The sequence below is a fragment of the Pseudothauera rhizosphaerae genome (assembly GCF_004801305.1).
GTDB lineage: Bacteria > Pseudomonadota > Gammaproteobacteria > Burkholderiales > Rhodocyclaceae > Pseudothauera > Pseudothauera rhizosphaerae.
Map to the genome: position 1 here is coordinate 92,870 of NZ_SSOD01000010.1, position 21,127 is coordinate 113,996.

A 21,127-nucleotide genomic window follows, 5' to 3' on the forward strand; every position below is an offset into this window, starting at 1 on the left:
CCCGTCCCGGCCCCGCCCTCAGGCGGCGATGCGGGCCAGCGCCCGCTCGATGTCGCGGCGCAGGTCGTCCACCTCCTCGATGCCCACCGACAGGCGCACCAGCGCGTCGCCGATGCCCAGCGCCCGGCGCTGCTCGGGCGGGATCGTGGCGTGGGTCATGATGGCCGGATGCTCGATCAGGCTTTCCACGCCGCCCAGGCTCTCGGCCAGGGCGAAGATCTCCACTGCCTCCAGGAAGCGCCGCGTGCCGGCCAGGTCGGCGGCCAGTTCCACGGTGATCATGCCGCCGAAGGCGCGCATCTGGCGGCGCGCCAACTCGTGCTGCGGGTGCGAGGCGAGGCCCGGGTAGTGCACGCGGCGCACCTCGGGCCGGCTCTCCAGCCAGGCCGCCAGTTCGGCGGCGTTCTCGCAGTGGCGCTGCATGCGCACGTTGAGCGTCTTCAGGCCGCGCAGGGCGAGGAAGCTGTCGAAGGGGCCGGCAATGGCACCGACGGCGTTCTGCAGGAAACCCAGGCGTTCGCGCCATGGCTGCCGGCGCTCTTCCGCGCCGACGACGGCCACGCCGCCGATGACGTCGGAGTGGCCGTTGAGGTACTTGGTGGTGGAATGCACCACGATGTCGAAGCCCAGGTCCAGCGGGCGCTGTATCCACGGGCTGGCGAAGGTGTTGTCGGCCACCGCGATGATGTTGCGGCGGCGGCAGATGTCCGCCAGCGCGGCCAGATCCACCAGACGCAGCAACGGGTTGGTGGGCGTCTCCACCAGCAGCAGGCGCGTTTCCGGGCGGATCGCGGCCTCCAGCGCAGCCGGATCGGACAGATCCACGAAGCTGAATTCCAGCCCGGCGCTGTGTTTGCGCACCCGCTCCAGCAGGCGGTAGGTGCCGCCGTACAGGTCGTTGCCGGCGATCACGTGAGCACCGGCGTCGAGCAGTTCCAGCACGGTGGCGATGGCCGCCAGGCCGGAGGCGAAGGCGAAGCCCTGGGCGCCGTTCTCCAGGTCGGCCACGCAACGCTCGAAGGCCCAGCGCGTGGGGTTGTGCGAGCGGCCGTAGTCCAGCCCCTTGTGCACGCCGGGGCTGTCCTGCACGTAGGTGGAGTTGGCGTAGATCGGCTGCATGATGGCGCCGGTGGTCGGGTCGGGCGACTGGCCGGCGTGGATGACGCGGGTGCCGAAACCGAAGCGGCGCGCCGTGGGCGTGTCTGAGCTCATGCGATGGTCCTGCGCAGATGGTTGAGGAGGTCGAAGCGGGTGATCAGCCCGTAGAAGCCGCGTTCGTCGGCGACGATGGCCACCAGCCCGCGGTCGAGCACGCGGCGCAGCTCGTCCAGGCCGGCATCCGGCGGCAGGGTTTCGGGCGACGGGGTCATGGCGCCGGCGGCGCTGGCATCGAAATGGGCGGCGTCTTCCTGAACGCGCAGCAGCACGTCCGATTCGTCGATGATGCCCACCACGCGCCCGCCGGCCATGACCGGCAGTTGCGACACGTCAGCATAGCGCATGCGCTGGAAGACGGTCTTCAGCGTATCGTCGGGCGCAGCATTGACCACCGAACCGTCCTCGAAGCGCCGCCCGACGATGTCGCGCAGGTCGCCGAAGCGGCGCCGCTCCAGCAGGCCCTGGTCGATCATCCAGTTGTCGTTGTACACCTTGGAAAGGTAGCGCGTACCGGTGTCGCAGACGAAGGAGACCACGCGCCTGGGCACCGTCTGCTCGCGGCAGAAGCGCAGCGCGGCCGCCAGCAGCGTGCCGGTGGACGAACCGGCGGAGATGCCCTCGGCGCGCAGGAGTTCGCGGGCGGCGGAGAAGCTTTCCGCGTCAGGGATCGAATAGGCGTGGCGCACCGCGGAGAAGTCCGCAATGGCCGGGACGAAGTCCTCCCCTATGCCCTCCACCGCCCAGGAGCCGGCCTCGCCGAAAGTGCCGGTCTTCACGTAGTCCACCAGCACCGAACCGAGCGGGTCGGCGAGCACGAACTCGACCGTGGGGTCGGCGTCGCGGAAGAAGCGCGTGAGCCCGGTCAGCGTGCCGGAGGAACCGACGCCGCAGACGATGGCATCCACCTCGTGCCGGGTCTGGGCCCAGATCTCCGGGCCGGTGGACTGCTGGTGCGCAGCCGGATTGGCCGGGTTGTTGAACTGGTCGGTGAAGTAGGCGCCGGGAATCTCGCGGGTGAGGCGCGCGGCGTAGTCCTGGTAGTAGTCCGGGTGGCCCTTGCCCACGTCCGAGCGGGTGATGTGCACCTCCGCGCCGAGCGCCTTCAGGTGCAGGATCTTCTCGGTGGACATCTTGTCCGGCACCACCAGTACCACGCGGTAGCCCTTGGCCCGCGCCACCAGCGCCAGCCCCAGGCCGGTGTTGCCGGCGGTGGCCTCGACGATGGTGCCGCCCGGTGCGAGCAGGCCGCGGCGTTCGGCGTCCTCGATCATCCACAGGCCGATGCGGTCCTTGATGGAGCCGCCGGGATTCTGGGATTCCAGCTTGAGGAAGAGCCGGCACGGGCCGGTATCGATGCGGGTGACCTCGACGAGCGGCGTGTTGCCGATGAGGTCGAGCACGGCGGGACGGCTGGAATCGGTCATGGTGTCGGCCAGGTCTGTGGGAAGGAAGCGCGGCGGGCCGCCGGCAACCCTTGAAGCTAGCAATGCCGCAGACGACACGGAACGAAGAAAAACAGCTATCCATATGAAAAAGGCCCGCACTCGGGCGGGCCTTGCTGCTGCATGCAGGGGGCGATCAGCCGGCCAGTGCGGCCTTGATCTGCTCCAGCGTGGTCGGATCGTCGATGGTGGTCAGATCGCCCGGATCGCGCCCTTCGGCCAGCGCCTGGATGGAACGGCGCAGCATCTTGCCCGAGCGGGTCTTGGGCAGGCCGGTGATGAAGTGCACGCGGCTGGGACGGGCGATGGCGCCGAGCAGGTTGTCCACCGTCTTCATCACGTCCTTCTCCAGCGCGGCGCGCTTTTCCGGGGTGTCCGCGTCGGCGGCGTTCTTGACCACCGCGAAGGCCATGGGCATCTGGCCCTTGACCTCGTCGGCCACGCCCACCACGGCCACTTCGGCGATGGCCTTGTGCGCCTGCACGGCTTCCTCGATCTCGCGGGTGCCCAGGCGGTGGCCGGCCACGTTGATCACGTCGTCCATGCGGCCCAGGATGGTGTGGTAGCCGTCGGAGTCCTTGATGCCCCAGTCGGACGAGGAATACACCACCGGGTCGGTGAACAGGCTGAAGTAGGTGGACACGAAGCGGTCGTCCTGCCCCCACACGGTGGACAGGCAGCCCGGCGGCAGCGGCGGCACGATGCCGACGATGCCCTTCTCGTCCGGGCCGCACTCGGTGCCGTCCTCGCGGAAGATGCGCAGATCGTAGCCGTAGACCGGGAAGGCGGGCGAACCGAGCTTGATGCGGCTGTCCTCGACGCCGCGGCAGATCGCCAGCATGGGCCAGCCGGTCTCGGTCTGCCAGTAGTTGTCGATGACCGGGATGCCCAGTTCGTCCATGATCCACTTGTGGCTGGTCTCGTCGAGCGGCTCGCCGGCCAGGAACAGGTGCTTGAGGGAGGACAGGTCGTACTTCTTCAGGTAGGCCGGGTCCTGCTTCTTGAGCACGCGCACCGCGGTGGGCGCGGAGAACATCACGTTGACCTTGTGCTTCTCCACGATCTGCCACCAGATGCCGGCGTCCGGACGCAGCGGCGTGCCTTCGTACATCACCGTGGCCATGCCGGCGATCAGCGGGCCGTAGATGATGTAGCTGTGGCCCACGACCCAGCCGATGTCGGAGGTGGAGAACATGGTCTCGCCCTCGAAACCGGTGAAGATGTGCTTCATGGACGCGGCCAGCGCCACGGCGTAGCCGCCGGTGTCGCGCTGCACGCCCTTGGGCTTGCCGGTGGTGCCGGAGGTGTACAGGATGTAGCTGGGCTCGGAGGATTCCAGCCAGACCACCGGCACCTGGGCGTCCAGGTGCTTGGCGCGCAGGGTGGCGTAGTCCACGTCGCGGCCTTCGACCGTGGGGAAGCCCTTGTCCAGGCCGCGGTCGACGATCAGCACCTTCCGGGGCGGGAACTCGGCCAGCTTGCAGGCTTCGTCCACCAGGTGCTTGTAGGGCACCGGCTTGCCGTTGCGCATGCCGGCGTCGGAGCTGACCATCAGCACCGGCTTGGCATCGTCGATGCGGGTGGCGAGCGAGCCGGCCGCGAAGCCGCCGAACACCACCGAGTGGATGGCGCCGATGCGCGCGCAGGCGAGGATGGCGAAGGCCGCCTCGGCGATCATCGGCATGTAGATCAGTACGCGGTCGCCCTTCCTGACCCCGAGTTCCTCGTAGACCGCCGCCATGCGCTCGACTTCGCGCTGCAGTTCGGCGAAGGAATAGACCTTCTCCTCGTTGGTCTCGGTGGAAATGTAGATCAGTGCCCGGTCGTTCGGGCGCTTGGCGGCGTGGCGATCCACCGCGTTGTAGCACAGGTTGGTTTCACCGCCCTTGAACCACTTGACGAACGGCGGGCGCGAGAAGTCGCACACTTGTTCGACGGGCTTGTGCCAATCCACCAGCGCGGCCTGCTCGGCCCAGAAGCCGTCGCGATCCTCTATGGAACGGCGGTGAAATTCCTTGTAGCTGCTCATGAACATCCTCTCCCTTCAACAAGTTTCCCTGCATGCCTGCATGAAATGCGCGGATCAGTGCCCGGGATGGCCCGTCCGCTTCGCTCGCCCGGTCCGGCATGCGCCGCCAGGTCTTCTGATGTCTTATATCGTCGTCCGGGTGAAGTCCGTCTCTTCCCCGCTGCTGGCCGCCTCGCTCGCGTGCTGCCGGAGCGCATCGAGCGGCATGCCGCAGTGAAGCCGCGATTCTACCAATTCGAGCAGCGGAAGCAGCGTGGCGACCACGTCGCCCATGCGCTCGATCACCTCGTCGGTGGCTCCGGCCTTCAACTGGAACAGGGCATGGTCGAGGCTGATCGTCTGGCGGAACACCTTGTCGACGAAATCCTTGCCCACCTCGCCCTGGTCGGCCACCACCTTGTTGCCGCCGGCCTCCCTGCCCTGCTGGGCGCGCTGCACCGCGAGGCCGATCAGGTGGCTCACGGTCTGCATGCCGTCCACGGACGAACACGCCACCCCTGCGGTCACGCTGATGCGGATGCGCTCGTCGCGGTAGGTCATGACGACCTTCTCGATGGCCTTCTGCAGGCGCAGCGCGAAGGCGCAGCAGCCCACCAGGTCGGTGCTGGGCGACAGCACGGCGAACTGGTCGGGTGCGAGCTGTGCCACCGTGTCTTCCTTGCGCACCTTGGTGGACAGAATCTTGGACAGCTTGCGGGTCACCAGTTGGGCGACGTGGGGGCCATGCCACTCCACCAGTTGTTCGTAGTGGTCGATCTCCACCACCATCGCGCTGATGTCGCTCGGCTTTTCCCGTACCTCGCTGCCGTGGCGCTTGGCCAGCGCCAGCTCCTGCTCCGCGTGCCAGGTCAGGTAGGCTTCGCTGGCCAGGCCGGTGGCCGGGTCCACCGGACTCTGCGCGGCCAGCGCGGCGCGGCTTTCCTCCAGCTCGCGGCTGGTCTGCGCCAAACGGGTCAGCGACTCCAGGCGCGCCAGCAGCTCGGTGGCGCCGATGCCCTTGGTGATGAAGTCGTTGGCGCCGAGCTTGTAGGCCTTGTCCCGCGCCTCGCCGTCCTCCTCGCCGGAGATCACCACCACCGGCACGTCGTGCACGCGCGCGAGCTTGGAGCCGCGGATGCGCTCCAGCAGGCCGTAGCCGTCCAGACGCGGCATGCCGATGTCGGTGATCACGAGCTGGATGTCGCGGTCGATGACGAGCGCTTCCCAGCCCGCTTCGCCATCGGTTTCCTCGCGCACCAGGAAGCCGTCCCGCAGGTTCTTGATGATGGACGCGCGCACCATGCGCGAATCGTCGACGATCAGCACCTTGGGCCGTGGTTCCTTCTGTTCTTCACTCATAAGTTCTTTGACCGGCTCCGGAGACTGTCAGGAAATGCGTACCACGGTACGGCCCTTGACCTCGCCCCTGATGTAGGCCGCGAAGGCGGCGGGCAGTTCGTCCAGCGTGATCGTGCGGGTAACGGCCGCCAGGTGGCGCGGCTTGAGGTCGCCCGCCAGGCGGTCCCACACCTTCTGCCGGGTCGGGAAGCCCATGTAGCCGGAATCCACGCCGAGCAGGCTCACGCCGCGCAGGATGAAGGGGAACACCGTGGTGTCGAGGTTGAAACTGGCGGCGTTGCCGATGCTCGCCACGGTGCCGGCCTGCTGCATGGTGGCCAGCACCCAGTGCAGGATCCGGCCGCCCACGTTGTCCACCGCGCCGGCCCAGCGCGCGGTTTCCAGCGGGCGCACCTTGTCGAAGTCGATGGAGGAGCGCAGCAGGATCTCGGCCGCACCCAGTCCGCGCAGGTAGCCGCTTTCCGCTTCCTTGCCGGTGAGCGCCACCACGTGGTAGCCGAGGCGGGCCAGCATGTCGATGGCAAGCCCCCCCACGCCGCCGGTGGCGCCGGTGACCACCACCGGGCCGTTGGCCGGGGCGAGGCCGTTGTCCTCCATGCGCACGATGCCCAGCGCGGCGGTGAAGCCCGCGGTGCCCAGCGCCATGGCTTCGAACAGATCCAGCCCCGCCGGCAGCGGCACCACCCATCCCGCCGGGATGCGGGCGTACTCCGCATAGCCGCCGTGGTGGGAGACGCCGATGTCGAAGCTGGTGGCGATGACCTTGTCGCCCGGCCGGAAGCGCCCGTCGGCGCTTTCCACCACTTCGCCGGAAAGGTCGATGCCGCCCACGCAGGGGAAGCGGCGGATGATCTTGCCTGCGCCGGTGGCCGCCAGGGCGTCCTTGTAGTTGATGCTGGAGTAATGCACGCGGATCAGCACCTCGCCCGCATCGAGCCGGTCCGCGGTCAGGGTCTGGAGGCTGCCGACGGCCTTGCGCTCGTCGTCCTGTTCGATCAGCAGGGCTTTGAAAGGGCCCACCACGACTGTCTCCTGTTATGGTGCGTCCCGGACGCTTGCCCGGGACCGCGGGAATTCGCGAGATTATAGCGAAAACCCCCGCGGCGTCCCGCAGCACGGCATGCCGCGGGGTTTCAGTTCGGCACCGCCGCGCCGATAATCCTGCCAACATCCTGCCGCCCCGCCGGGGACCCGCTCATGGAACTGCTCACCCAGCCGCTCGCATCGGTCGATGCCTACGTCGAATTCTTTACCGCCCAGCCGCTGCCGGTGCTCAAGCGCACCGTGCGCGAACTCGCCGCCCTGCACGGGGAACTCGATACCGTGAGCGGCAAGCGCATCGCCGCCATCGTGCTCGGCGATCCGCTGATGACGATGAGGCTGCTCACCTGGCTGCAGACCCACAGGGGCCAGGCGCAGAACCACGACATCACCACTATCGACCGGGCGATCATGATGATAGGCATGGAGCCCTTCTTCCGCATCTTCGGCGACATGCCCACAGTGGAAGACACGCTGGCCGCCCACCGCGACGCCCTGGTCGGCGTGCTGCGGGTCATCGCCCGCGCGCGCCGCGCCGCACACCACGCGCGCGACTGGGCGGTGGTGCGCCACGACCTGGACGTGGACGAGATCACCGTCGCCGCGCTGCTGGTCGAGGCCAGCGAGATCGTGTGCTGGGTCTTCGCCCCGACGCTCACCGCCAAGGTCTACGCCATGCAGCGCGCGGACCGCAGCCTGCGCAGCGTGGTGGCCCAGCATGCGGTGTTCGGCGCCACCGCGGCGGAGCTGCAGCACGCCCTGGTGCGCGCCTGGCAGTTGCCCGCCCTGCTGGTCCAACTGATGGACGAAAGCCGGCTGGACCATCCGCGCGTGCGCAACGTGCTGCTTGCCACCGATTTCGCCCGCCATGTCGCCCACGGCTGGGAGAACCCCGCGCTGCCGGACGACATCGCCGCCATCGAAGCCCTCACCCACCTGGGGCGCGAACCCCTGCTCGCCCGCCTGGAAGTGCCGCCCGAGGCCATGCCGCGCTTCCTGCCCGCCGAACCGGGCTGACTGGGGATAAGATACCGCCCGCAAACGGGGAGGACATCCACTCATGAGCGTTTCCAACGCACTGGTGCTGGCCGCGGCGGTCGTGCTGCTGGTCTACGGCGTGCTGATCTACAACGGCCTGGTGCGGCTCAAGCACAACGTGGCGCGCGCCTGGTCCAACATCGACGTGCTGCTCAAGCAGCGCCACGACGAACTGCCCAAGCTGGTGGAGGTGTGCCGCCAGTACAAGCTGTTCGAACAGGACACCCTGGTGCGAGTGACCGAGGCGCGCGCCCGCGTCGCCTCCGCGCGGGAAGCCCACGACGTGCCGGCCCTGGGCGCGGCCGAGGACCAGTTGCGCACCGGGCTGGACCGCATCTTCGCGGTGGCCGAGGCCTACCCGGAACTGAAGGCCAACGAACACTTCATGCAGTTGCAGGGCCGCATCACCGCGCTGGAGAATGCCATCGCCGACCGCCGCGAGTGGTACAACGAGTCGGTGAATGTGCACAACATCCGCATCGAGCAGTTCCCGGACATCCTCGTCGCCCGCCTGTTCGGCTACGTCGCCCAGCCGCTGCTGCGCTTTGCCGCCGCGCAGACGGCGGACGTGGACGTGAAGGCGCTGTTCCGCGCCTGAGCGCCGCGCCCGCATGCTCGTCCGCCTGCGCCGCGACCTGGCCAATGCCGGCCTGCCCGCGCTGCAACTCGGGCTGGCCGGTTTCGCCTTCGTGCACGGCCGCGCGCCCGGCACGCTGGCCGCGCTGACCCTGCTGCTCGCCACCGGCCTGTACGGCTGGCTGCGCTCGGTGCGCCATGCGCGGCTGATCCTCGACACCCCCACCGCACGCATCGCCTCCGCCGCCCAGGGCTATGCCGAACTGCGCGGTCGCGGCCGGCCGCTGGACGGCACGCCGCTGCTGTCCCCGATCAACCACCTGCCGGTGCTGTGGTACCGCGTGGTCACCCGCGAGCGCCAGAGCGACGGCAAGTGGCGCCACGTGCGCACGGTGGAGAGCGACGCTTCCTTCCTGCTCGACGACGGCAGCGGTGTCTGCGCGGTCGATCCGGATGGCGCGGAGATGCTGGTGCGCCGACGCGACGTGTTCAAGGCCGGCGACCTGCAGCACACCCAGTGGTCGCTGATCGACCGCGACCCGATCTACGTGCTGGGCGAATTCGCCACGCTGGGCAGCATCTCACCCGCCCTCGACACCTCGCGCCAGGTCGCCGAACTGCTGGCCGAATGGAAGCGCGACCGGGCCGGCCTGCTCGCCCGCTTCGACCTGGACGGCAATGGCGAGATCGACCTGAAGGAATGGGAACTGGCGCGCGCCCAGGCCCACCGGGAGGTCACCCGCCAGCAGCGGGAACTGCTGGCGGCGGCCGAGGCGCACGTGGTGCGCAAGCCTTCCAGCGGACAGTTGTACCTGATCTCCGATCTGGACACCGCGCGCATCGCGCGGCGCTACCGGCTGTGGGCAGCCTTCCACCTGGCGGTGTTCTTCGGTACCGCCGCGGCCATTGCGCTGCTGGGCCACTTCGGCACGTTCTGATTCAGCCGCCCGCGGCGCGGGTTTCCAGCTCTTCCCAGCGCAGCAGCGCGGCTTCCAGTTCGGTTTCCAGCGCCTCCAGGCGCGCCTTGCAGCGGGCGACTTCCTGGGGCGCGTTCTGGTACAGGGCCGGGTCGGCCATGCGCGCGTGCAGCGCGGCCTGCTCGGCTTCGAGGGCAGCGATGCGGTCGGGCAGCGCTTCGAGTTCGCGCTTTTCGTTGAAACTCAGCTTGTTCGCCCGGCTTGCGGCCGGTTTTTCCGCCGGGGCGGACTTGGGCGCGGAGGACGGGACGGGCTTCGTCTCGCGCGCGGCGGCGCCGGCTTCCGCCTCCCTGACCCGCTGCCAGTCGGCGTAGCCGCCGGCGTATTCGCGCCAGCGCCCGTCGCCTTCCGCCGCGATCACCTGAGTCACCACGTTGTCGAGGAAGGCGCGGTCGTGGCTCACCAGGAACAGCGTACCGTCATAGCGGGCGAGCAGTTCCTCCAGCAGGTCCAGGGTTTCGATGTCCAGGTCGTTGGTCGGCTCGTCCAGCACCAGCACGTTGGCCGGGCGGGCGAACAGGCGCGCCAGCAGCAGGCGGTTGCGCTCGCCGCCGGAGAGCGACTTCACCGGCGAGCGCGCACGCTGGGGCGCGAACAGGAAGTCGCCCAGGTAGCCGATGACGTGCTTCTTCTCGCCGCCGATCTCCACGTAGTCCGAACCGGGGCTGATCACCTCGGTCAGCGGCGCTTCCGGGTCGAGCTGGGCGCGCAACTGGTCGAAATAGGCCACCGTCTGGCGGGTGCCGCGGCGTACCGTGCCTTCGTCGGGCTCGATGTCGCCGAGGATGAGCTTGAGCAGCGTGGTCTTGCCGGCGCCGTTGGGGCCGATGAAGCCGATGCGGTCGCCGCGCAGGATGCGGGTGGAGAAGTCGCGCACGACCACCCGCTCGCCGTAGCGCTTGGTGACGTGGGCGAGCTCGGCCACCATCTGGCCGCTCTTCTCGCCCCGGTCCACCGCCAGGCTCACCTCGCCCAGGCGCTCGCGCCGCGCGGCGCGCTCGCGGCGCAGCGCCTCCAGCCGGCGCACGCGGCCTTCGTTGCGGGTGCGGCGCGCCTCCACGCCCTTGCGGATCCACACCTCTTCCTGCGCCAGCAGCTTGTCGAAGCGCGCGCTGGCCTTGTCCTCGGCTTCCAGTTCCTCGGCCTTGCGGCGCTGGTAGTCGGCGAAACGTCCCGGGTAGCTGGCGAGGCGGCCGCGGTCCAGTTCGATGATGCGGGTGGCGACGTTGTCGAGGAAGACCCGGTCGTGGGTGATCACCACCACCGCGCCGCGGAATTCGCGGATCAGCCCTTCCAGCCACAGGATGCCGTCCACGTCGAGATGGTTGGTGGGCTCGTCCAGCAGCAGCAGGTCCGGCTCGCTGACCAGCGCGCGGGCCAGCGCCACGCGCTTGACGCCGCCGCCGGAGAGGCTCGCCACCGCCACGTCGGCCTCCAGCCCCAGGCGGGCCAGCATCTGCTCCACGCGCTGGTTGAGCCGCCAGGCGTCAGCCGCTTCCACGGCGTGCTGCAGTTCGTCCAGGCGGGCGAGCGCCTCCTGCGTGGCGGCTTCGGCCACCGCGTGCATCGCCGCGTGGTAGTCCACCAGCAGGCGGGCCGCGTCGCCCAGGCCATCGGCCACGGTGGCGAACACGTCGCGCTCCAGCGCAAAGTCCGCCTCCTGCGGCACGTAGGCCGCCTTGAGGCCGTCCTGCCGCCACACCGTACCGTCGTCCAGCGCCGCCTGCCCGGCCAGCGCCCGCAGCAGGCTGGACTTGCCCGAGCCGTTGCGCCCGATCAGCGCCACGCGCTCGCCGGCATCGAGCTGGAAGTCGGCATGGGCGAGCAAATCCACGTGGCCGAAGGCCAGGCAGGCGTTCTCGACGGTGAGGAGAGGCATGGAGCCGTCGCAAGTGGGGAGAAATGGTCCCCTCGACAGGAATCGAACCTGTATCTGCCGCTTAGGAGGCGGCCGTTCTATCCATTGAACTACGAGGAGAGGGGCGCATTCTAGCCGTTCGGCGGCCGGTGACCAAGGGCATCCCGCCCCCGCGGGGTCAGCGGATGTCCCGCAGCAGCGTGCGCAGGTAGGTCACCGGGATCGCGTAGCTGATCCCCGACGGGTCGCTGAGCACGCTTTCCTTGGTGCTCTTGACGAACACCATGTTGATCACGCCGACGACTTCGCCGGAAGCCGGGTCGAACACGGGGCTGCCGCTGTTGCCTGGATAGGCGGTGGCGTCGAGCTGGTAGATTTCGAAGCGGTCGCCGGACAGGCGGCGGATCAGCGCCGGATTGAGGTCCCGGGCGCTGGCCTGGGGGATGCCGATGGGCGTGATCGCCGCGACGATGCCGCGGTGGGTGACCGGCGAGAAACCCAGCGCGTTGCCGATGGGAAAGCCGATGAAGGCAATGCTCTGCCCCTCGCGCACGCCGTCGGCGGGTGCCAGCGTGACGGCGGGCAGCGGCGGCCCGTCGATGCGCAGCACGGCCAGGTCCCGCCCCTTGTCGGAGGCCGCCCGCTCGGCGCGGCGCACGGCGCCGCCCTGCCCGCCGGCCACGGCGATGGCCATGCTCTCCATCTGCTGGCTGTCGAGCGTCTCGGGCACCACGTGCGCGTTGGTGGCGATCAGCCGCCCGTCGCCGACCACGAAGCCGGTGCCGAGAAAGCGGAAGGCGGGATTGCGGTTGGGCATGTAGGTGCCGACGGCCACCACCGACGGTTTCACGCGGGGCACGGTATCCACCAGGTCGGCATGGGCATGGGGCCACAGCGCGGCCCCGCCCGCCGCCAGGGCGGCGAACAGGAAGGCGCGGCGCCGCGCCCGGCAGGGGGAATTCATCGGTCAGGATTCTCCCGACGGGCGGGTTGCGGGAGTCGGCGACACGATCGGGCTGGGTTCCGCCAGTGCCGCGTCGTAGGGATGCGTGCGCTGCTGCGCAAGGCCGAGCACGCGATCCACGTACTGGCGCGTTTCGCGGTAGGGCGGCACGCCGCGATGGCGGTCCACCGCCCCTTCGCCGGCGTTGTAGGCCGCCACGGCAAGGGTGACGTCGCCGCGGAAATAGGCGAGCAGCCAGCGCAGATAGCGCAGGCCGCCGCGGATGTTCTGCTCCGGGTCCCAGGGCTGGCGCACGGCGAAGCGCTCGGCGGTGGCGGGGATGAGCTGCATCACGCCCATGGCGTTCCTGGGCGAGCGCGCCCGCGGGTCGAGGGCCGATTCGGTCAGCGCCACCGCCAGCGCCAGGCGCGGGTGGACGCCGTGTTCGGGCGCCAGTTCGGCCACCAGCCGCGCCACCTGGCGCCGTTCGGCGCCGAGCCGGGCGAGGAAGCTGTCCACGTCCCACGGCCCGGCGTACTGGCGCTGGCGCGGCGGGAGCAGGCAGTCGGGCACTTCGCCCAGGTAATCGCCGGTGTAGCGGCGCATGCGCGCCGCGTGCTCGTGGCCGAGGTAGGCCGCCATGGCGAACAGCGTGGCCGCGTGGGCGTCGCTGCGCACCACGCCGCGGCCGTTGGCATACATCCAGCCCAGCGAGTACATGCCTTCCGCATTGCCGAGACGCGCCGCTTCGCAGTACATGGCCGCCGCGCGCACGGCATCGCGCGGCACGCCTTCGCCGTGCTCGTAGGCGACGGCATCGCGGACCAGATGGCGGGCCTGCGCGGCGGCGTTGGAACGATTCACCGTCGCCGCGTCGTGCCCTTGCGCGGACACCGGCGCCGCCAGGCATGCGCCCAGCAGCACGCCGCATATCGTGCCCAGTGCCGTCCGGCCGCTCCGGTTCATCCGCGCCCTCCCCGAGTCCGTCCGGCGCTTGCGCTGCCCGGACGCCTGCCTTGCTTCTTCGCTGCGTCTACTGCGTTCTAGCACCGCTCGTCACAGGCGCCAAACGCGCGCGCCGCCGGCCTCCAGTTCAGCCTGGTCGTAGATGGACTTGACGTCGGCGAACACGCCGCCGTCGGCAAGTTTTTCCAATACCGCGGGCACGCCCTTGCGCTGGTATTCGGCATGAGCGACGGCGGCGACGATGGCCTGGGCCGCCGGCAGCGCGTCCCAGTCGGCGAGCGTCACGCCGTATTCGTGCTGGGCCTCGGCCGGCGCCGCCACCGGGTCATGCACGTGCACGCGGCAGCCGTAGCTCTGCAGTTCACGGATCACGTCGATGACCTTGCTGTTGCGCAGGTCGGGGCAGTTTTCCTTGAAGGTCAGCCCCAGCACGATGACGTCCGCGCCGTTGACGGCGCTGCCGCCGGCGATCATCTGCTTGACCGTCTGCTCGGCCACGTACTTGCCCATGCCGTCGTTGATGCGCCGCCCGGACAGGATGACCTGGGGATGGTGGCCGAGCATCTCCGCCTTGTGGGTCAGGTAGTAGGGATCGACGCCGATGCAGTGCCCGCCCACCAGGCCGGGGCGGAAAGGCAGGAAGTTCCACTTGGTGCCGGCGGCCTGGAGCACTTCCAGGGTGTCGATGCCGAGCTTGTGGAAGATGACCGCCAGCTCGTTCATCAGCGCGATGTTGAGGTCGCGCTGGGTGTTCTCGATGACCTTGGCGGCTTCGGCCACCTTGATCGAACTGGCGCGATGGATGCCGGCGGTGACGATGGCGCCGTACACCCCGGCCACCTTGTCCAGCGTCTGCGGCGTATCGCCCGAGACGACCTTGACGATGCGCGTCAGCGTGCGTTCCTTGTCGCCCGGGTTGATGCGCTCGGGCGAATAGCCGACGAAGAAGTCCTGCTTCCACTTGAGGCCGGATTCGCGCTCCAGGATGGGCACGCAGACTTCCTCCGTCGCCCCCGGATAGACGGTGGATTCGAACACCACCACCGCGCCGCGGCGCAGGTTGCGGCCGACGATCTCGGAGGCGCCCACCAGCGGCGAAAAATCGGGATTGTGGGCCTCGTCCACCGGGGTGGGCACGGCCACCACGACGAAATCCGCGTCGCGGATCGGCGCCGGGTCGGTATGGCAGGACAGGTGGGTGGCCGCGCGCAGGTCCGCGGAGGGGACCTCGCCGGTGGGATCGACGAAATCGCGGTAACTGGCGACCTTGGCCGCGGACAGGTCGAAGCCGATGGTTCTGTATTTCTTGCCGAATTCGACGGCGAGCGGCAGGCCGACGTAGCCAAGTCCGACGACTGCGAGGGTGGTGGTCATGATGATCGTTTCCTGGGATGAAAGTCTGGGATGCGGACCGCGTGCCGTTCAGAGATCGGCACGCAGCGCGCTGGCCTCGCGGTGCGCCGGGGAGTCTTCCGGCACCTGGCCGAGCAGCGTGTCGAGATGCTCGCGGGCTTCGTTCCTGCGGTCGAGCTTGAGGTAGGCGCGCGCCAGGTTCAGGCGCAGCGCCGGCACGGCGGGCGCCAGCGTCACCGCACGGTTCAGGTTGGCGAGCCCCTTCTCGGTTTCGCCGCGCTCGACCTGCAGCATGCCCAGCGTATCGAGGATGGCGGGATTGTCCGGCGTGATCTCCAGCGCCTTTTCCGCATAGGAGATCGCCGCGGGATCGCCGAGCTGGCCCGCGACCCAGGCCAGGTTGTTGAGCACCAGCGCGTTGGTGGGTTCGATGTCGAGCACCTCGCGATACAGGCGCTCGGCGTCCTTCAGGCGCTGCTCGCCGATGGCGCGCTCGGCCAGATAGGCGCGCATCGCCGTGTCGCGCTCTTCGGCGCGCAGCCAGCCGGCCGCCAGGCGGTCGGCTTCGGCCTTGCGGCCGGCCCCCACCAGCGCACCGTGCAGGCGCACGTTCACGGGCGCGTTGCGCGCCTCCGATTTCTCGATGGCACGCCGATAGGCGGTGACGGCGGGTTCCCAGTTGCGCCGCCGGAACTGGATGTCGCCCTCGGCGGCAAAGCCTATGCCGCCCAGCTCGGCCACGCCCTGCATGTCGCGCGCCTGGGCGAGCGCCTCGTCCAGGCGCTCCTGTTCGACCAGCAGCAGCATCAGGCGCTCGCGCGCGACGCGGTTGCCGGGCTGCAGGGCGATGGCGCGGCGCAGGGACTGCTCGGCGCCCTTGAGATCCTTGGCGGCGATCTGGGCGGCGCCCATCTCCACCAGCGGTGCCGCCACGCGCGGCATCAGCGCGGCCAGACGGCCGAAGGAGCGCGCCGCCTGCTCGTGCTGGCCGGCGGCGGACTGGGCGCGCGCGAGCGCCTCCACCGCGGCGGGATCGCTGGCGTTCGCGGCGGCGGCTTCCTGCGCAACGGTCAGGGCGCGGCGCGCATCGCGCTGGCGCAGGTGGTGGCGAACCAGTGCGAGCTTGGGCAGCAGCGCCCCCGGCGCCGCGGCCGCGGCTTTTTCCAGGATGGCCAGCACCTCGGCGGGCGGAGCACCGGTGCTGCTCTTCAGTTCGGCCAGGGCGATGCGCGCATCCACGTTGGCGGGATGGGCGGCCACGAAGGCATCGAGGCGGGCGGCGGCGGCATCGGGCTTGTCGGCGGCCATGTCCAGGCGGGCGAGATTCACCACCGCGGAGAGCAGATCGGGGCGCAGCGCGAGCGCCTTTTCGAAGGCTTCGCGCGCGGCGGGCAGATCCTGGCGGGCCATCAGCACCCCGCCCCGCATGTTGTGCGCCTCGGCGTTGTCGGGATGCCGGTCCACCATGGCATCGGCCGCGGCCAGCGCCTTGTCGTAGTCCCGTGCGCGCAGGTGCGCGAGCACCAGCGCCACGTCGGCCTGGATGCCCTGGTCGTCCATGGTCGCCGCGGCCTGCAGGTCGGCCAGCGCCTGCGCGGACTCGCCGCCCATCAGGCGCGCGACGCCGAGCCGCATGCGCGCCCCGGCATCCTCCGGCGCGGTGGCCGAGGCGCGGGCGAAGTAGTCGGCGGCGGCGGCGAACTCGCCGTTGCCGAGCAGGGTCTGGCCGATCACCAGATTGCTGCGCGCATCCTTGGAGTCGGCGTCGATCAGCGGCTTGACCACTTCCATCGCCCGCGTCGGCTGCGCGGTCGCCAGCAGCGACAGCGCCAGCATCTGCCGTGCCGGCACGTGGCCGGGAATGCGTTCGAGCACCTTGTTGAGGCCGAGCTGGGCCTGGGTGTGGTTGCCGAGGCGGAAGAACACGCTGCCGGAGAGCAGATGCGCCGGGAGGAAATCGGGGGCGCCACGCAGGGCCAGCGCCACTTCGTCGCGCGCTTCGGTGTTGCGCCCGTCGCGGTGGGCGATCAGGGCGGTCAGGTAGTGGGTGGCGGGGCTGTTGGGCGCCGCCTTGCGCATGGCCTCGACCTCGGCCTTGGCCTCGTCGGCACGCTGCAGGCGCAGCAGCAGGGTGATCAGTTCGTAGCGATAGGCCGGCACGTCCGGACGGCTGCGCACCGCCGCGGCCAGGGATTCGACCGCCGCCTCGGGCTGCTTGCGCGCCATCAGTATCTGTGCCTGCAGCAGGTGCGCCTCGGCGAGATCGGGCTCGTCCTGCAGCAGCGCGGCCACGTCGCGCTCGGCGCCTTCCAGGTCGTCGGCGAAGAAGCTCACGCGGGCCATGCCGAGACGCGCGGCGGCGTTTGCCGGCAGGGCCGACGCGGCCGACTGGTAGGCGCTGCGCGCGCGCTCCAGGTCGGCCTTGGCCAGGTAGGCGGTGCCGAGTTCGGCCGACAGACGGCCCTGGGCATCGGCGTCGGCGAGCCGGGTGTCGGCGTACTTGGTGATGACCTTGTCGAACTGGCCCGCACGCACCAGCGCGGCGGCCAGCAGGGGGGCGACCCGCTCCGTGGGATGGCCGAGTTCCTCGGCACGCTGCAGTTCCTTGACCGCCTCGGCCACGTCGCCCAGTTCGAGGCTGACCTGCCCCAGCAGGAAGCGCCCTTCGGCCAGCGAGCCGTCCTTCTGCAGGGCGTTCTTCAACTGGATGCTGGCGGCCCGCAGGTCCTGTCTGGCGATGTATCCGCGCGCGGAATCGAGCAGCTTCTCCGGCGGGTCGCCGCAGCCGCCGAGCAGCGCCGCGGCGCCCAGCGCGAACACCAGCGCGGCGACGGAGCCGCGGCGGACCGGACGGGAACGGGTGGGTTCGGCAGGCACGGTCAGGACTCCTTCTTGAGGCCGAAACGGTTCATCAGGTCGTACAGCGAAGGGCGGCTGATCCCCAGGATTTCGGCGGCGCGGGCGATGTTGCCGTTGGTGCGCGCCAGCACGCGCACCACCGCCTGGCGCTCGGCTTCCTCGCGCACCTGGCGCAGGTTGAAGAAGCCCAGGTCGGCTTCGGCCGTTTCCAGGCCCAGGTCGCCGGCCGTGATGCGGTTGCCTTCGGCCATGATCACGGCGCGCTTCAGGCAGTTTTCCAGCTCGCGCACGTTGCCTGGCCAGCGGTGCGCGGCGATGGCGTCCAGGGCGTCGTCGGCAAGCTGCATGCTGCCGCGGCGGTTTTCCTGGGCGTAGCGCTGCACGAAGGCATGGGCGAGCAGCGCCGCGTCGCCCTCGCGCTCGCGCAGCGGGGGGATGTCCACCACGATCTCCGCCAGGCGGTAGTAGAGGTCCTCGCGGAACAGGCCCTCGGCGATGCGCGCCTTCAGGTCGCGGTGGGTGGCGCACACCACGCGCACGTCCACCGCGATGCCCTCGCGCCCGCCGATGCGCTCGATCACCCGCTCCTGCAGGAAGCGCAGCAGCTTGGCCTGCAGCGCCATGGGCAGGTCGCCGATCTCGTCGAGGAACAGCGTGCCCTTGTGGGCCAGCTCGATCTTGCCCGGGGTCTGCTTGACCGCGCCGGTGAAGGCGCCCTTCTCGTAGCCGAACAACTCGCTTTCGAGCAGGTTTTCCGGAATCGCGGCGCAGTTGATGGCGACGAAGCGCCCGCCGACGCGCGGGCTGAGCGCGTGCAGCCCGCGCGCCAGCACCTCCTTGCCGGTGCCGCTGTCGCCGATCAGCGCCACGGTGACGTTGGCCGAAGCCACCTTCTCGATGGTTCGACAGACCTTGAGCATGCCGGAGTCGCGGGTGATCAGGCCGTCCAGCACGCTGCCCTGCACCGCCTGCAGGCGGCGGTTCTCGGCCTGCAGGTCGTACAGGCGGAAGGCGCGTTCGATGGTCAGCGCCAGCAGCTCGGGCTCGAAGGGTTTGGCAAAGAAATCGTAGGCACCCAGGCCCACCGCCCGCACGGCGTTTTCGCGGTCGTGCTGACCGGTGAGCACGATGACCTTGGTGTCCGGCGCCATGCCCAGCATCTCGCCCAGCAGGCGGAAGCCCTCGCCCACGTCGTCGGGCTCGGGCGGCAGGCCCAGGTCCATGGTGACCACCGCCGGCTCGAAGCGGCGCAACTGGGCAATGGCGCTCTCGCGGTCGCCCGCGACCACGGTTTCGAAGGCGTCGAAGGCCCAGCGCATCTGCTTCTGCAGGGCCGGGTCGTCTTCGACGATGAGCAGGGTGCGGCGCTTTTCCGTCATGGCTCAGGCACGAAGGGATTCGGACGTGTTGGGGGACGCCGCCGCGAGACCCTCGTCCATGGCAGACGCCTCGCGCCGGCAGGCCGGCAGTTTCAGGAGTACCCGGGTACCCCGTCCCTGCTCGCTGTCGTAAGCGATGGTTCCTCCCAGCTCACGGACGTACTGGCTGGTCTCGTACACGCCGAGCCCCATGCCGCCGTCCTTGGTGGTCTGGAAGGGGCGCGACAGGCGTTCGCGGATGAACTCCTGCGTCATGCCGCAGCCGGTGTCCGCCACCTCGAGCGTCCAGAAGCCGTCGTCGCCTCCATTCACTTTCAAGGCCACCTTACCATCCTCGGGCGTGGCGTCGAGGGCATTTTGCACGAGGTGGCCCACGACCCGTTCCAGTCGCTCGGCATGGGCGAGCACGTGCGCGCCACCCTCCTCGGGCACCGCGATCCGGATGGCGGGGCGCTGGGTGCGCTTCACGTTGCGGAGGCGTTCGGCCAGCGCGCCCAGATCCACCGGCCGCGCCGCGTCGATGGAGCGCTTTTCCTGCAGTTGCGCCATCAGCGCGCGCATGCGCGCTTCCACGTGGGCCACGGTCTCCAGCATGTCCTGCTGGAATTCCGGGTTGTCCCGGTGGCGCTCGGCGTTCTTGAGCATCAGCGACAGTTGCGCGACGAGGTTCTTCAGGTCGTGCACCACGAAGGCCGACATGCGGTTGAAGGAATCGAACTTGCGCGCCTCGATCAGCGCCTCGGTCACCTGCATGCGCGCCAGGTAGCTGGCGGCCTGGCTCTGGGCGGTCTTGAGCAGATCGAGCACCTCCCAGTTGATCTCGAAGGGTGCGCGCGGCGCGTGCAGGACGACGAAGCCCACCAGCCGCCCGCCCGACTTGAGCGGGATCACCAGCCAGGCGCCCTCGAGCTGCAGCAACCAGTCGGGCAAGCGCAGGCCCCCGTAGCGCGCCGGCCCCATGCGGAATTCCTCCAGGTTGATCACCCACTCGCGCTCGGCGAGGAAGCCGCACAGCGGGCCGTCCTCCGTCTCCACCGCATCACAGGCGGGCGCGTTCAGGCGCGAATGCTGGGCCAGGCGCCCTTCGCCATTGCGCAGCCACAGGCCGCCGCCGGGGCTTTCCACCAGGTCCGACAGGGCCTTGATCACCGACTGGCCGAGATCCAGTTCGCCGTCGGCCGAGGACAGCGCCTGGGTGAAGCGCAGCCACTCGTTGCGGTAGTCGTAGCGGTAGGGGAAGAGGTGCTTGTTCACCAGCACGCGCAGGCGCGCCCGGCTCGCCCCGGAACCGACGATGAGGCCCAGCATCAGCAGGCCGGCGAACAGCAGCGCCATCTGCAGCGCCCGCCCCCAGTCGCCGCCCAGGTAGCGCACGTAGTAGCCCGCCGCGGCGATCACCAGCAGGTAGGCGCCGGCCACCGCCAGCGCGGTGGAATGGAACACCACCTCGCGCGACATGGAGATGCGCAGCGTCCACGACGGACTGCGGGCGGCCGACAGGGCCACCAGCGGAATCACCATGGCGTGCACCAGGCCGCGCACCGACCACACGTCGGCATCGAGGCGGGCAAACAGGAAGCCGTCGGCGAAGAAATACAGCTCGAACATCCAGCCGGCGGCCAGCCCCAGGCACAACGGCTTGAGCCCCCAGCGCGACTCCCGCGGCAGGCTGCGGAACAGTTGCTCCACCAGCACCAGCCCGAGTACCGCCGCGGCCAGGAAGCTCCCCAGCAGCAGCTTGCCGGCAACCTCCGCACCACCCACCAGCGTATCGACCGGCAGCAACGCCGACGCCAGCATGGACAGCACCGCCACCACCGCCACCACCGGCCAGCGCCGCCACGGCGTGCCCGGCGGATGCAGCAGCACCAGCACGAAGACGTACCAGGCGGCGACCCGCGCCACCTCCAGCAGCGCCGCGCCGCGCATCAGCCATACGCCGGGGGACCACGCCACCAGCGCGGCACTGAGCGCCCACGCGGTGCTCGCCACCGCGGCCACGACCAGCACGCCGCCGGGCGGGCCGCCCCGCCAGGCGCCGAGCAGATACAGGGCGAAGATCGCGTAGGCCGCCGCGGCCAGGCCATAGCCCCAGACGGCGACGACCGAGATTTCAGCAAGCATGGTTGAATCTGCCGGGCATGGACCCGGCTCAACGCCGGCCGCCGGC

Annotated in this window: 15 protein-coding genes and 1 tRNA gene; 3 read left to right on the forward strand and 13 right to left on the reverse strand. The window is 69.8% G+C overall.

The window, feature by feature from the left end:
* Positions 1-18: 18 nt before the first annotated feature.
* From E6O51_RS13560 to E6O51_RS13580, 5 genes are all read right to left on the reverse strand, one after another.
* Positions 19-1,212, reverse strand: a complete 1,194-nt coding sequence (locus E6O51_RS13560) for a trans-sulfuration enzyme family protein (protein ID WP_136385532.1) — start codon at positions 1,210-1,212, stop codon at positions 19-21.
* Complete coding sequence (locus tag E6O51_RS13565; RefSeq protein ID WP_136385533.1) at positions 1,209-2,582, reverse strand: pyridoxal-phosphate dependent enzyme; 1,374 nt, start codon at positions 2,580-2,582, stop codon at positions 1,209-1,211. The genes E6O51_RS13560 and E6O51_RS13565 overlap by 4 nt, the downstream gene beginning before the upstream one ends.
* Before the next feature lie 154 nt (positions 2,583-2,736).
* Complete coding sequence (locus E6O51_RS13570) at positions 2,737-4,629, reverse strand: propionate--CoA ligase (protein ID WP_136385534.1); 1,893 nt, start codon at positions 4,627-4,629, stop codon at positions 2,737-2,739.
* A 123-nt stretch (positions 4,630-4,752) separates the two neighbouring features.
* Positions 4,753-5,967 (reverse strand): GGDEF domain-containing response regulator, encoded by a 1,215-nt coding sequence (locus E6O51_RS13575; RefSeq protein WP_136385535.1) that lies wholly within the window; start codon positions 5,965-5,967, stop codon positions 4,753-4,755.
* Positions 5,968-5,994: 27 nt separating this feature from the next.
* Positions 5,995-6,987 (reverse strand): oxidoreductase, encoded by a 993-nt coding sequence (locus tag E6O51_RS13580; RefSeq protein ID WP_136385581.1) that lies wholly within the window; start codon positions 6,985-6,987, stop codon positions 5,995-5,997.
* A 177-nt stretch (positions 6,988-7,164) separates the two neighbouring features.
* On the opposite strand from E6O51_RS13580, the gene E6O51_RS13585 reads away from it, so the two are divergent.
* Genes E6O51_RS13585 through E6O51_RS13595 form a run of 3 tightly spaced genes read left to right on the forward strand, consistent with a single transcriptional unit; the run spans position 7,165 to position 9,560 of the window.
* Positions 7,165-8,025 (forward strand): HDOD domain-containing protein, encoded by an 861-nt coding sequence (locus E6O51_RS13585; protein ID WP_136385536.1) that lies wholly within the window; start codon positions 7,165-7,167, stop codon positions 8,023-8,025.
* Positions 8,026-8,068: 43 nt separating this feature from the next.
* Positions 8,069-8,644 carry a LemA family protein gene (locus E6O51_RS13590; protein ID WP_136385537.1) on the forward strand — a complete coding sequence of 192 codons (576 nt, stop codon included), beginning with the start codon at positions 8,069-8,071 and terminating at the stop codon, positions 8,642-8,644.
* Positions 8,645-8,657: 13 nt separating this feature from the next.
* On the forward strand, positions 8,658-9,560 hold the full coding sequence (locus E6O51_RS13595) for a hypothetical protein (RefSeq protein ID WP_136385538.1): 903 nt from the start codon (positions 8,658-8,660) through the stop codon (positions 9,558-9,560).
* Between the two features lies 1 nt (position 9,561).
* On the opposite strand, the gene E6O51_RS13600 is transcribed toward E6O51_RS13595, so the two are convergent.
* From E6O51_RS13600 to prsK, 8 genes are all read right to left on the reverse strand, one after another.
* Positions 9,562-11,478 (reverse strand): ATP-binding cassette domain-containing protein, encoded by a 1,917-nt coding sequence (locus E6O51_RS13600; RefSeq protein WP_136385539.1) that lies wholly within the window; start codon positions 11,476-11,478, stop codon positions 9,562-9,564.
* Positions 11,479-11,502: 24 nt separating this feature from the next.
* Positions 11,503-11,577, reverse strand: a tRNA-Arg gene (locus E6O51_RS13605).
* A 58-nt stretch (positions 11,578-11,635) separates the two neighbouring features.
* Positions 11,636-12,421, reverse strand: a complete 786-nt coding sequence (locus E6O51_RS13610) for a S1C family serine protease (RefSeq protein ID WP_136385540.1) — start codon at positions 12,419-12,421, stop codon at positions 11,636-11,638.
* Positions 12,422-12,424: 3 nt separating this feature from the next.
* A complete protein-coding gene (locus E6O51_RS13615; RefSeq protein WP_136385541.1) occupies positions 12,425-13,366 on the reverse strand; it encodes a transglycosylase SLT domain-containing protein in 942 nt (313 codons plus the stop codon).
* Between the two features lie 90 nt (positions 13,367-13,456).
* Positions 13,457-14,740, reverse strand: coding sequence for a nucleotide sugar dehydrogenase (locus E6O51_RS13620; protein ID WP_136385542.1), 1,284 nt, complete (start codon positions 14,738-14,740; stop codon positions 13,457-13,459).
* A 48-nt stretch (positions 14,741-14,788) separates the two neighbouring features.
* Positions 14,789-17,596 carry an XrtA/PEP-CTERM system TPR-repeat protein PrsT gene (gene prsT, locus E6O51_RS13625; RefSeq protein ID WP_168735274.1) on the reverse strand — a complete coding sequence of 936 codons (2,808 nt, stop codon included), beginning with the start codon at positions 17,594-17,596 and terminating at the stop codon, positions 14,789-14,791.
* A 2-nt stretch (positions 17,597-17,598) separates the two neighbouring features.
* Complete coding sequence (gene prsR, locus E6O51_RS13630) at positions 17,599-18,957, reverse strand: PEP-CTERM-box response regulator transcription factor (RefSeq protein WP_136385544.1); 1,359 nt, start codon at positions 18,955-18,957, stop codon at positions 17,599-17,601.
* A gap of 3 nt (positions 18,958-18,960) precedes the next feature.
* The gene (gene prsK / locus E6O51_RS13635) at positions 18,961-21,081 is read right to left on the reverse strand and encodes an XrtA/PEP-CTERM system histidine kinase PrsK (protein WP_230976794.1); all 2,121 of its coding nucleotides are present in this window, start codon (positions 21,079-21,081) and stop codon (positions 18,961-18,963) included.
* Positions 21,082-21,127: the final 46 nt, after the last annotated feature.